This is a genomic window from Cellulophaga geojensis KL-A, assembly GCF_000568425.1.
In the GTDB taxonomy this organism is placed as follows: Bacteria; Bacteroidota; Bacteroidia; order Flavobacteriales; family Flavobacteriaceae; genus Cellulophaga; species Cellulophaga lytica.
On the sequence record NZ_ARZX01000024.1, the window covers coordinates 1 to 13256 of the forward strand.

Genomic DNA, 13256 nt, shown 5'->3' on the forward strand with positions numbered 1-13256 from the left:
TAACTCTGGTGCTGTTACTTTTTTTGAGTAATTAAACTAAAAAATAACACAAACTACTTTTTAGTAGTTCTATCATTTTTATTGTATATTATATAACTATTTAGTTCAATTTTTTTGATTGGTAATTGTTCTAAAAAAAATCAATTTAAATCTATGAAAAATCTTTTCTCTAATGTAAAAGGAGATATTTTTGGTGGTATTACCGCTGGTATAGTTGCTTTACCTTTAGCACTAGCTTTTGGAGTTAGTTCTGGCCTTGGTCCTGCTGCTGGTTTATACGGAGCTATTTTTATTAGTTTCTTTGCTGCACTATTTGGCGGTACAAGCACACAAATTTCTGGACCCACAGCACCTATGACGGCTGTAAGTATGGTTGTAATTGCAAGTATTATTGCTGTTCATGATGGCGATGTAGAAAAAGCACTACCATACATATTATCTGTGTTTATTTTAGCAGGATTAATGCAAATTAGTCTTGGTTTACTTGGTATGGGTAAATACATAAAATACATTCCCTACCCAGTAGTGTCTGGTTTTATGACTGCAATTGGGGTTATTATATTGGTTACACAAATACTACCTGCTATTGGTTATTATCCTAAGGAAGATGAAGATTTAGTAAACCAATTTAAACCGCAAGCAGAAGAAATTATATTGCAAAATATTCTAAAAGAAGAAGCTGGCGAAGGTATTTTGGTTTTAGATCACTTTGAAGAAACCATAAAAAGAGCCAATACTGTTACAGATGCAGATACACTTAAAGAAGCAAAAACGTTAGCTGCAAAAGAAGCATCTGGCGTAATAGGTTCTTTAAAAGTACTGCCAAGAGCAATACAATTTATTAGTTGGCTAGAGCTTGCATTAGCAATTGCTACCATTGTTATTATTTATGGCTTTAAACGTATTACAACTGCCGTACCAAGTACCTTAGTGGCACTTATAGCTGTTTCTGGAGTAGCATTTATATTTAAACTGCCATACAGACGAATTGAAGAAATACCTACAGGTATGCCTATGCCTAATATGGCAATATTTACTCAATTTAGCATAACATCTTTAACGCCTTACATTTTTACAGCGCTTACCTTAGCGCTATTGGGTGCCATAGATTCTTTACTAACATCTGTTGTTGCAGATAATATGACTAAGACTAAACACAAGCCTAATAAAGAATTAATTGGTCAAGGTATTGGTAATACCATTGCAGCAATTTTTAATGGTATACCAGGAGCAGGCGCTACCATACGTACGGTTGTAAATATTAATTCTGGTGGTAAAACAAAATTATCTGGTATGGTTGCAGGTATAGTTCTTTTAGTTGTATTATTAGCATTAGGACCTATTGCCTCTCAAATACCAGCAGCGGTATTAGCAGGTATTTTAATTACCGTTGGTATTGGAGTTATGGACTATAAAGGACTAAAAGCTATTCCTAGTTTACCTCGCGATTTAAAAATTGGACCACTTAAAGTAAGCTCAGAAGTAATAATAATGCTTGTAGTTCTAGTACTATCATCGGTATGGAACTTAGTATATGCTGTAGGTATTGGACTAGTTATTGCATCATTAATGTTTATGAAAAAAATAGGCGATCTTACGGCAGAACGCTCAGATGTTAAATCGCTCTTACAAGAAAAAGCCTGGAAGGACGAAGCTAACTTTCCTGTTAATTTAAAAGAAGAGGTTTTTATTAAACATATAAAAGGTCCTTTGTTTTTTGGCTCTACTAGTGAATTTCAACAATTGGCTTCACAAATACCTAGTACGGCAAGTACTGTAATTATTAGAACCGGAAGAATGCAGTATATGGACCAGTCCGGACTGTATGCAATGGAAGATGTTTTGGTAGATCTTAAAAAAAATAACGTAAACGTACTTTTTGTAAATCTATTACAACAACCTAAGTATATGATGGAGCGTATAGACATTATACCAGACCTAATTCCTGTAGAGCATTTGTTCTCTAATTTTGATGATGCTGTTGCCTGGGTTAAAGAAAATGTGAAAGACACCTATTAAATCTGACTACAAAACATTAATTAATACAATCCAATACGGGAATAATTGCTAAATTTGCCGCGTATTGGATTTTTTTGTGTTATGATAGATGAAATAAAAAAACATATTGCATTGGTTAATGAGTTTACCTCAACAGAGCTAGACGCAATAGAAAGTTTTAGAATAAAATATTTAGGTAAAAAAGGATTGTTAAATGACTTTTTTGCTGAGTTTAAAAATGTGCCAAACGAACAAAAAAAGGAGTTTGGCCAAACTATAAATCAGTTAAAAAACGCTGCTACAGAAAAGGTAAATTCTTTAAAAGATGCTTTAGCTAGCACAACGGTTAGCGATAGTGTTTACGGAGATTTAACACGCCCAGGACAACCAATGTCTATTGGTGCAAGGCATCCAATATCTATAGTAAAAAATCAAATTATAGAGATTTTCTCTAGAATAGGATTTAATGTTTCTGAAGGCCCAGAGATTGAAGATGACTGGCACAATTTTACTGCACTTAACTTGCCAGAATATCACCCAGCAAGAGATATGCAAGACACCTTTTTTATACAAACCAATCCAGATGTTTTGTTGCGCACGCACACCTCATCTGTACAGGTAAGGTATATGGAAGACAACAAGCCACCTATACGTACAATTTCTCCGGGTAGAGTATACAGAAACGAAGCTATTTCTGCTCGTTCTCACTGCTTTTTTCACCAAATAGAAGGTTTGTATATAGATAAAGATGTTTCGTTTGCAGATTTAAAGCAAACATTACAATTTTTTACGACAGAGCTTTTTGGAAAATCTAAAATTCGTTTGCGTCCATCATATTTTCCATTTACAGAGCCTAGTGCAGAAGTAGATGTGTATTGGGGACTAGAAACAGAGTCTGACTATAAAATTACCAAAGGAACCGGTTGGTTAGAAATTGGTGGTTGTGGTATGGTAGATCCTAACGTACTTAAAAACTGTGGTATAGACCCAGAAGAATACTCTGGTTTTGCCTTTGGCGTTGGTATAGACCGTATTGCTATGTTATTACACCAAATTACAGATATTCGTTTATTAAGTGAAAACGATGTTCGCTTTTTAGAGCAATTTAAAAGTGCTTTGTAAAAACAACTTAAAGTTATAAATAGATGAAAAAAGACATCATAATACCAGTGATTAAAGATGTACACGTTGCTATTATACACGAGTTTAACAAGGAGTTTTTAGATAAAGAGTGGAATGTTTATGTACTAAACAACAAAACAGAAACCATAGAAATGGTTTTGGTTGTTTCTAAAGGGTATGATAATGATAGAATAACCTCTACAATGAGACATTCTATTGCTAAGCTAGATGGTAAATCTTATGCTAAAGTAGAAATGGTACAAGAAGATGTTTTACAATTAAACAACGAGTTTTTTGTAACTTTTTTTGCTGATAATAAGCTTTTTGAAAAGCGTTTTGTTTTTGAAAAAAATACGGTTAACGAAGCTAATTTAACTACAATTCCACTTATTGATAAGGACGGAGTTTTAGCAAAATAATAGCCTTAAGGAAACATACATTTGTCAGTTTTTAAGTTACATTCGCACTTTTTAAAATAAAAATTTTACCTATGGGCAATACTACTAAGTTTGATGAATTACAAGTTATTGGAGGAGAAGAGTGGTGTGTTTTTGAAGAACTAGGAATACCTGCTATAAAAGCGCGTGTAGACTCTGGCGCAAAAACATCTTCTATACAAGCTAATAATGTAAAAGTTTACAACAAGGGGGTAGAAGAATGGGTAAAATTTGAGGTAAACCCTATACAAGAAAACAGAAGTGTAACCATTACTTGTGAGGCTCCTTTAGTAGACCGTAGAACAGTAAAAAGTTCTGTTGGTATTTCTGAGGAACGCTTAGTGGTAAAAACCTCTATTAAATTAGGCAACAATATACATAGTGTAGAGCTTACGCTTGCCAACAGAGACACTATGGAATACCGTATGTTATTAGGTCGTGAGGCTATAAACCAACGTTATATTGTTAACCCAGCAGAAAGCTATTGTATGCAAAATTTTTCCGAAGAAGAAATTCAGGAAAAATACGCTTCTCATATGGCCGAAAAATCGGGTTTAACAATTGCATTATTAGCCAGTAATCCTAATTTATACAGTAACAAAAGAATTATAGAGGCTGGGGGAGCTAGAGGGCATGAAGTTGTTTTTTTAAATGTAGAAAACGCTTACATGAAACTAGATACAAAATGAAGCTAGAGGTCATGAAGTTGTTTTTTTAAATGTAGAAAACGCTTACATGAAACTAGATACAAAATCGCCACAAATACGCTACAGAGGTGGTAATGTTTTAAATAAGTTTGATGCTGTTATTCCAAGAATTAAGCCATCGGTTACTTTTTATGGTTGCGCATTAATTAGACAGTTTGATAATCTTGGTGTGTATTGTTTAAACACAGCAGAAGCAATTACACAGTCTAGAGACAAATTATTTGCCTCTCAGTTATTTTCTAAAAACGATATTGATATTCCTATTACTGGTTTTGCAAAATCTCCAATGGACACCAAAGACCTTATACGTATGGTTAATGGGGCTCCGTTAATAATAAAATTATTAGAAAGCACACAAGGTAAAGGTGTTGTTTTAGCAGAAACAAATAAAGCAGCAGAGAGTGTTATTAATGCATTTAAAAGTGTACAAACAAACATTTTAGTACAAGAGTTTATTAAAGAAGCAAACGGCCAAGACATACGTTGTTTTGTGGTAAACGGAAAAGTTGTAGCATCTATGCAGCGCCAAGCTCAAAAAGGAGAATTTAGAGCTAATATTCACCAAGGTGGTGTTGCATCATTAATTAAAATAACATCTGAGGAGCGTAAATTGGCAGTTAAAGCAGCAAAAATATTAAACTTAGCTGTTGCTGGGGTAGATATTATACGCTCTAATAAGGGCCCTTTATTGCTAGAGGTAAACTCTTCTCCTGGTTTAGAAGGTATAGAGTATGCAACTGGTTTAGATATTGCTAATGTGATGATTAGAGCTATTGAGAAAAAACTCAACTACACATCTAACTAAATAAAAGAAAAATAAAAAAGTCTAGTAAATTTTACTAGACTTTTTTATTTATAAACTCCAATTTTTAAAGGGATTTTTACTTAACTGAGAATTATAATATTTAATATCACCAGTAACCTCTTCTCCTAACCAGTTGGGTTTTACAAATTCCTCATCTTCATCCTTTAGCTCAACTTCAGCAACAATTAAGCCTTGGTTGTCACTAAAAAATTCATCAACTTCATACAAGTGGTTTGCTACAGTAACATTGTAACGTATTTTATCAATTACACCTTCTTCGCATAATTTAAGCAATGCTTCTGCTTCATTAATTGGTATTTGCTTTTCCCACTCAAACCTAGATGTTCCCGTGCTGTTAGATTTTCCTTTTATGGTTAAAAAACCGTCATCGCCCTTTATTCTAACCCTAACAGTACGCTCAGGATCTGTATTTAAAAAACCTTGTACTATTCTTTTTTCAGCAATTGATTCAGCTTTAAAAGCATCACTCTTTACCAAAAATTTACGTTCTATTTCTACCATTATTCACCTCCTAATTCCTTAATCTTATCAGACTGTATTTTTATAGTGTTTTCTTCATTATTCCCTAACCAAACCATAGCTTTTGCAATGGTTTCTGGGTGTATTGGTCTGTATTTTTTTAAAGAGCCAATTAATAAAAACTGAAACACCTTAAAAAACTGTTTTGCCAACCACTCTCCCATTCTTTTTTCATCTCTTTTACCTGCAATTAAAGATGGCTGCAGTATATGCGTTTTGGGTATTTGCAATGCAATTACAGCATCTTCCATTTGGCCTTTAACCTTATTGTAAAAAACCGAACTAGATGCATTTGCTCCTAAAGCAGATATTACCATAAATGTTCCTATTCCATTTTCTCTACATAATTTTGCGGCTTGTAATGGTATGCCGTAATCTATTTTTTTATAGGTTTCTTTATCTGGTGTTTTTGCCTTTGTGGTGCCAATACAACAATACACCTCATCTGCCGTAAAACTACTTTTGTGTTTTTCTAGATCATGAAGATCTACCAAATACTCATCAATTTTAGCATGTGTAAATCCGCTTAAAGATCTAGAAAATAGCTTTATTTTTGCATAGGCATTATGTTGAGTTAATAAAGATACCAAAGCACTACCAGTTACACCGGTTGCGCCCAATACAATAGCTGTTTTTTCTTTTGTTTTCATCAACCTAAATATACCGTAAATTTGTGTATGACCAAGGATTTACCTTTACGAAAAATTATTCATGTAGATATGGATGCTTTTTACGCATCTGTAGAGCAGCTAGATAATCCTGAGCTTATTGGCAAGCCATTGGCTGTTGGTGGTGGTGAAAAAAGAGGTGTGGTTTCTGCCGCTAGTTATGAGGCTCGTAAATTTGGTGTACGCTCTGCTATGAGTGGCTATATGGCAAAACGTAATTGTCCAGATTTAATTTTTGTACCACCCCGATTTGCAAGATATAAAGAGATATCTCAAAAAATTAGAGCCATTTTTTATGATTATACAGATTTAGTAGAACCGCTTTCTTTAGACGAGGCTTATTTAGATGTTACTGTAAACAAAAAAGGAAATCCGTCTGCGTCATTACTTGCAAAAGAAATTAGAGAGCGTATATACAATGAGTTAGGATTAACAGCATCTGCAGGCATATCTATAAATAAATTTATTGCAAAAGTTGCAAGTGATTACAACAAACCAAACGGACAAAAAACAGTTAACCCAGAAGAAGTTTTAGCCTTTTTAGAAGAGTTAGAAATTCGTAAATTTTATGGTGTAGGTAAGGTTACCGCAGAAAAAATGTACAAAGTGGGTATTTTTACGGGTTTAGACCTTAAAAATAAAAGCTTAGAATTTTTAGAAAAACATTTTGGCAAAAGTGGTGCCTATTACTACCACGTTGTTAGAGGCATACACAATAGTCCAGTTAAACCAAACCGAATACCAAAATCTGTTGGAGCAGAACGCACTTTTAATGAGAATTTAAGTAGTGAAATTTTTATGTTAGAGCGATTAGAAAATATTGCTAATGAATTAGAACGCCGACTTAAAAAAAGTAAAATTGCTGGTAAAACAATTACTTTAAAAATTAAGTATAGCGATTTTACATTGCAAACAAGAAGCAAAACCATACCTTATTTTATAGCAGATAAAGACCTAATACTAGAAATTGCTAAAGAATTACTGTACCAAGAAAAGCTTGAAAACTCTGTTCGTTTATTGGGAATTTCATTAGCTAATTTAAATACTCCAGACAAGAAAAAACCTGAACAAGAAAGTATTAGCGTACAGTTAAAGTTCATGTTTTAACTCTCTAATTTACACAAAGTTTAACCTATTTTAACGCTTTAAAAGTAAATAATCTACTAATTTTGTAGGGTAAATAGATTTTTAATTAAAAATACAATAATATGGCTAGTTTAAGATTGGGTGATGAAGCACCAGATTTTACTGCAGACAGTTCTGTAGGAACAATAAATTTATACGATTATTTAGGTGACAGCTGGGGAATTCTTTTTTCTCATCCAGCAGATTTTACACCAGTTTGTACTACAGAATTAGGTACGGCTGCACAGTTTAAAGATGAGTTTGACAAGCGTAACGTAAAAATGATTGCATTAAGCGTAGATGGTGCAGCTTCTCATAACGAGTGGATTAAAGACATTAACGAAGTACAAAATACTACAGTTACTTTTCCTATAATTGCAGATGAGGACAAAAAAGTATCTACTTTATATGATATGATACACCCTAATGCAGACAACCACTTAACAGTACGTTCTGTATTTATAATTGGGCCAGATAAAAAAGTGAAATTAACACTTACATACCCTGCATCTACAGGGCGTAACTTTTATGAGTTGTTACGCGTAATAGACTCTTTACAACTTACTGCAAACCATAAAGTAGCTACACCTGCTAACTGGAAAAATGGTGAAAAAGTAGTTGTTAGTCCGGCTATTGCTACTAGCGATGCAGAAAAAATATTCTCTAAAGGAGTAGAAGAAATTAAACCTTATTTAAGGATGACACCAGACCCTACTGCCTAACAAAGTTGTTTGTATAAAACCTGGCTCTAGTAGACGTTTTGTTTACTAGAGCTATTTTTTTGTAGTACATTTATCTTCCCTTAATTTTATACTTATGGTAACAGCAGAAGAAAAACTTAGAGAGCGTATTAAAGAACTCACCTGTTTGTATGACGTTACTTCTATAATTGTTAATTGCGATTATAATGAAATTGAAGTTGGTTTACAAGCCATTGTATCTTGCTTAAAAAACGCATGGCAATATATAAATGACACCTATGTTGTGCTTAAAACCGATGAGTACCATATTGAAACTAAAAAAGAATATAAAGACTACGTTTTTTTAACCTCCGCTATTACGTTATTTAATAAAGAAATTGGGACTATAAAAGTTGGTTACCCATCTAAAAAATATAGTGTTTTAGATTTTCTTGAAGAAGAACAACAACTGCTAAATAATGTTTGTTTAGAGGTTGGCAACTTACTAGAACGTAAAGAAATTAAGGAAAACGAAATTTTAATTAAAAGGCAAGTAGAACAATCAGACAGGTTGCGTATACTTGGTGAAATTACAGCAGGTATTGCCCATGAGCTAAATACACCACTTGCTAATATTTTAGGCTTTGCAGAACTTTTAAAAGACCGTACAAAGCAAGACTCCCAAGCTACTAAAGATTTAGATAAAATTATTAATAGTGCTATTTACTCTAGAGAAGTAGTAAAAAAACTAATGTTTTTTGCTTGTGAAATGCCTCAACAAAAAAGTTTAGTTAATATTATTCCTATCTGTAAAGAAGCCATAGAACTTTTAAAACCTATACTAAAAACTAAAAATATAACACTTAACTTTAGTTCTAGTAATAGCAAAATAGCATTAAAAATAGACCGCATACAACTTACCCAAGTGCTATTTAACTTGGTTATAAATGCTATTTATTTTTCTGAAGAAAATGGTGTTATTGTATTAGATATAAAAGATAAATCTGCTACAGTAGAAATACATATAAAAGACCAAGGTACTGGTATAGATACTAATTTGGGTGATAAAATTTTTGAGCCCTTTTTTACTACCAAACCTGTAGGCGAAGGATCTGGGTTAGGGTTAAGTGTAGTACACGGCATTGTTAAAAGTCATAAAGGAAATATAAGCTTTAGTGCTAATATGCCAAAGGGCACTATATTTACTGTAGCAATTCCTAAATTGTAAAAAATGGAGCTAGAAAAAGAGAACATACTCATTGTAGATGATGATATACACATTTTAGAACTTTTACAACGCCATTTACAAGCCTTAAATTACCACGTATACAAAGCTGTATCTGTAAAACAGGCTTTATACGTATTGCATGACTCTACTATAGATTTGCTAATTACAGACATACAAATGCCAGAAATTGATGGCTTGCAGCTATTAAAATATACTGCAGAACATTACCCACATATTCCCAAATTAGTTATTACAGGTTACCCGTCTGTAGATGATGCTATGAGCGTAATAAAATCTGGCGCAACAGATTACCTTACCAAACCTTTTACAAAAGAAGAACTTAAACAGGCCGTTAATAGGTCATTAGAAACTGCTAAAAAAACTCAGCAACAAAAACCTAAAAAAAAGCTAACAGCTACAGGTTACGGACAAATGATTGGGCAATCTGTTGCCTTTGAAAAAGTAACTCAAATTATAGAACGTGTAAAAGACAACAAGGCTACTGTTTTAATAGAAGGTGAAAGTGGCACTGGTAAAGAGCTTGTGGCTAGGGCTATTCATTTTTCTGGTAAGTTTGCCAAGCAACCCTTTATTGCTGTTAACTGTGGTGCCATACCTGAGAACTTATTAGAATCTGAGCTTTTTGGCTATACAAAAGGTGCTTTTACAGGTGCTAACGAAAATAAAAATGGTTTTTTTCAGGCAGCAAATAACGGTACATTATTTTTAGATGAAATTGGTAACGCATCTACAGCTGTACAAGCTAAATTACTACGTGCTTTACAAGAAAAAGAAATTACAAAAGTAGGCTCTCAAAAAGCAGAAAAAGTAGACTTGCGCATTATTGCTGCAACAAATAATAACTTACAAGAAGATATTGCCAACAAAACCTTTAGAGAAGATCTGTATTACAGGCTAACCGTAGTGCAAATAAACGTGCCACCATTACGAGAAAGAAAATCTGATATTCCGTTACTGGTAGAGCAGTTTTTAAAAAAATACGGTGTAGAATACAAAGACCGTTTATTACAAATTACAGATGATGCTTTAAAAATGCTACAAAGGTACCATTGGCAAGGCAATATTAGAGAGCTAGAAAATGTAATACAACGCGCCGTTATTATGAGCGATGGAAAAATTGACATAAAAGATTTTCCTGATTATTTAAAATACAAAATAGAATTTCCAGATGCTTCTTTTTCAAGCTTACAGCAAATGGAAAAAGAGTACATTTTAAAAGTGTTGGCTGCCACAAACAATAACAAAACTAAGGCTGCAGAAATTCTTCAAATAGACCGTAAAACATTACGTCAAAAATTAAAGTAAAAAACGGGTAATTTTTCCCCAACTGGGGCATTTCTCCTCGCCTCAGTTTTTAGTTGAAATTATTTTCATCTTTTTATAACTCTGATTATCAGGTTTCTATAGCAAATCTGCATTTTTAAATCTTTTTAGGCACACAGCTTGCCCATACACACACGAGTAAGTTATTATAAAAATGATATTAGATTTTTATAGTTGATTGATTGATTTGTCTACTTGGCTTTCTAAATGTTTAACTCAAGTGGTGTGGTTTTTTTGTGAAAGTCAAGTAGCATTTTAATAATCTAAATACAACATAATGATAAAAATAATAGAAAAGAGCCTTTGCAATACTTGTGAGCACGAGCGACTTTGTGTACTAACAAAAAATAAAAATTCTATATACAACTGTAGCGATTATCAACACGGGACAAATGAAGACTTTGATCTAAAAAAAGAAGATAAAACAGAATTAGTTTTAAATTAAATATAATGATAGCAAAACAGCAGAAAAAGTTGAAGCAAGGGATGCTAGATAATGTTATGCGACAATTTAATTACAGCGCAGACAACATAAACTTAAATCCTAATATTAGAAAAATATTAAGCATCACTAACAACGAGCTTGTTGTACATTTTCCTGTAAAAATGGATAATGGAGATGTAGAAGTATTTACAGGCTATAGAGTACAACATAACAATGCGCTTGGCCCGTATAAAGGTGGTTTGCGTTACCACCCAACTGTAGATATAGATGCTGCCAGAGCTTTAGCAATGTGGATGACTTGGAAAACCTCTTTAGCAGGCTTACCTTATGGTGGTGCAAAAGGTGGCATTCAGTTAGACCCTAGCAAGTACTCCCAAGCAGAGTTAGAGCGTATTACTAGGAGATTTACATATGCCTTAGGAGATAATATTGGCCCAGAATTAGATATTCCTGCACCAGATGTTAATACAAATCCGCAAACAATGGCGTGGATTTTAGACACGTACATGTCTACAAAAGCACCATCAGAACGCTCTAAAAATATGCACGTTGTAACAGGAAAACCTGTGGGTGCTGGTGGCTCTGAGGGTAGAGACAGAGCTACAGGTTATGGTGTGTTTTTGAGTATAAAATTTTGGGCAGAAAACAAAAAAGTAAGCCTAAAAGACAAAAAATATATTGTACAAGGCTTTGGAAATGTTGGTTACTGGACTTCTCATTTTTTAGAAAATGAAGGTGCCATTTTAGTTGGCGTACAAGATGCATCTGGCTCTATTATAAATGAAAACGGAATATCTGTTGAAGATTTATACAAGCACACTATGCAGCACAAAGGTGCTGTTGCTGGCTTTAACGATGCTACACCAATATTAAACGAAAACTTTTTTGGAATTAATTGCGACATATGTGTGCCTGCCGCTTTGGGAAATCAAATAACAGCAAATAACGCAGATAGTATTAAGGCTTTTTTAATTGCTGAAGGTGCAAATGGGCCAACAGATGTTGAAGCTGAAAAAATACTGTTAGAAAAGGGTGTTGCTATTATACCAGACATTTTATGCAACTCTGGAGGGGTAATTGGTAGTTATTACGAGTGGTTGCAAAATAGAAACGGAGAAATTTGGCAGTTAGATGAAGTGCTAGAAAAAATGCACAAAAAACTAAAAGAATCTTTTAATAAGGTAATGAAAACTGCTTTAGAAAAAGATATAGATATGCGTACTGCTGCTTTTAATATTGCCATAGAGCGTTTAGAACAGGCATATGTACAAAGAGGAATTTTTCCATAAATAATTGTAAAAAAATGAAATACGGAGGCTTAATTATTGAAAAAAAAGAATATGTGTTGCTTAAAAAGTTGATGAACCTGTCTGGTTACCATAAAGATGCAACATATAAAAAATCTATTGCTAAGCTTAATAATGAGCTAAAGACTGCTGCTGTAAAAGACGAAAAAGATATGCCTACAGATGTTATTAGGTTTAACTCTATTGTTACAGTTACAGCAGATGAAGGATGGCAAAAGAGTTTTCAGTTAGTTAAGCCATCTGATAGTGATTTAAAAAACAAAAAATTATCTATTTTAACTCCTATGGGCACTGCTGTAATTGGTTACGCAAAGGGCGATAAACTTTTATGGGAGTTCCCAGCAGGAGAAAAAACCCTTACGGTAACCAACGTAGAACAAAAAAATAATTACATAGATATAAATACATTGGTATGAATACAAAATTGTTTTACAACCACGAGGAAGACCGCAGTATAATGATGAAAAAAGACAAAGAAGAGCTGCGTAATTGGATAAGTAATTTAGAGTTTATTGCTGAAGAATTAGGGTATTTAATAGAGATTGAAAGTCGTATTGCCAATCAAAAAACTATAAAACAAGAGCTGCATAATTTACAAAAAGGAAATGCAGAAATGGTAGTAGAAATGCGTAGATATAACAATACTACACTTGGCAATTTAGAATGTGACACTGTAGAGTGTGATGCTTTTTATCTTGAAAATCACGAAAGAAAAAGAACTGAATATTTAGCTCATATACGCAAATACAGAAAAACCAAAACCAAAACTTTTTCTCTGATTTTACTTAAAACCGCATAAATTATATAAGAAGGTTTTTATATATAAGTTGATCCTTCTTACTATAACTAG

General features: G+C 33.3%; 12 protein-coding genes and 1 pseudogene. 11 read left to right on the forward strand and 2 right to left on the reverse strand.

Features of this window, described 5'->3' with window-relative positions; genetic code table 11:
- Nucleotides 1–153 precede the first annotated feature (153 nt).
- The 4 genes and pseudogenes from KLA_RS14840 (at nt 154) to rimK (ending at nt 5069) form a co-directional block, all read left to right on the forward strand.
- Complete coding sequence (locus KLA_RS14840) at nt 154–2019, forward strand: SulP family inorganic anion transporter (RefSeq protein ID WP_013620726.1); 1866 nt, start codon at nt 154–156, stop codon at nt 2017–2019.
- An 81-nt stretch (nt 2020–2100) separates the two neighbouring features.
- Nucleotides 2101–3120, forward strand: a complete 1020-nt coding sequence (gene pheS / locus KLA_RS14845) for a phenylalanine--tRNA ligase subunit alpha (protein ID WP_034646745.1) — start codon at nt 2101–2103, stop codon at nt 3118–3120.
- 23 nt (nt 3121–3143) lie between these two features.
- Nucleotides 3144–3539: a hypothetical protein gene (locus tag KLA_RS14850; RefSeq protein WP_034646685.1), complete on the forward strand. Its 396-nt coding sequence runs from the start codon at nt 3144–3146 to the stop codon at nt 3537–3539.
- A 71-nt stretch (nt 3540–3610) separates the two neighbouring features.
- Nucleotides 3611–5069 (forward strand): annotated as a pseudogene (gene rimK, locus KLA_RS14855) (30S ribosomal protein S6--L-glutamate ligase).
- A gap of 48 nt (nt 5070–5117) precedes the next feature.
- Here the strand turns inward: rimK and KLA_RS14860 are convergent.
- Nucleotides 5118–5591, reverse strand: coding sequence for a CYTH domain-containing protein (locus KLA_RS14860; RefSeq protein ID WP_013620730.1), 474 nt, complete (start codon nt 5589–5591; stop codon nt 5118–5120).
- Nucleotides 5591–6259, reverse strand: coding sequence for an NAD-dependent epimerase/dehydratase family protein (locus tag KLA_RS14865; protein ID WP_034646687.1), 669 nt, complete (start codon nt 6257–6259; stop codon nt 5591–5593). Before KLA_RS14865 ends, KLA_RS14860 begins: the two co-directional genes overlap by 1 nt.
- Nucleotides 6260–6286: 27 nt before the next feature.
- Between KLA_RS14865 and dinB the strand changes: the two genes are divergently transcribed.
- The 7 genes from dinB to KLA_RS14900 all read left to right on the forward strand — a co-directional run bounded on the left by dinB (nt 6287) and on the right by KLA_RS14900 (nt 13205).
- Nucleotides 6287–7384, forward strand: a complete 1098-nt coding sequence (gene dinB, locus KLA_RS14870) for a DNA polymerase IV (protein ID WP_013620732.1) — start codon at nt 6287–6289, stop codon at nt 7382–7384.
- 101 nt (nt 7385–7485) lie between these two features.
- The gene (locus tag KLA_RS14875; RefSeq protein ID WP_013620733.1) at nt 7486–8124 is read left to right on the forward strand and encodes a peroxiredoxin; all 639 of its coding nucleotides are present in this window, start codon (nt 7486–7488) and stop codon (nt 8122–8124) included.
- A 94-nt stretch (nt 8125–8218) separates the two neighbouring features.
- Nucleotides 8219–9310 (forward strand): sensor histidine kinase, encoded by a 1092-nt coding sequence (locus KLA_RS14880; RefSeq protein WP_034646689.1) that lies wholly within the window; start codon nt 8219–8221, stop codon nt 9308–9310.
- Nucleotides 9311–9313: 3 nt separating this feature from the next.
- Nucleotides 9314–10636: a sigma-54-dependent transcriptional regulator gene (locus KLA_RS14885; protein WP_013620735.1), complete on the forward strand. Its 1323-nt coding sequence runs from the start codon at nt 9314–9316 to the stop codon at nt 10634–10636.
- Nucleotides 10637–11104: 468 nt separating this feature from the next.
- Entirely contained in the window at nt 11105–12388 is a 1284-nt protein-coding gene (locus tag KLA_RS14890) for a Glu/Leu/Phe/Val family dehydrogenase (protein ID WP_013620737.1), read from the forward strand.
- Nucleotides 12389–12402: 14 nt separating this feature from the next.
- Nucleotides 12403–12822: a GreA/GreB family elongation factor gene (locus KLA_RS14895; protein ID WP_034646691.1), complete on the forward strand. Its 420-nt coding sequence runs from the start codon at nt 12403–12405 to the stop codon at nt 12820–12822.
- Complete coding sequence (locus KLA_RS14900; protein WP_034646693.1) at nt 12819–13205, forward strand: hypothetical protein; 387 nt, start codon at nt 12819–12821, stop codon at nt 13203–13205. The genes KLA_RS14895 and KLA_RS14900 overlap by 4 nt, the downstream gene beginning before the upstream one ends.
- Nucleotides 13206–13256 lie beyond the last annotated feature (51 nt).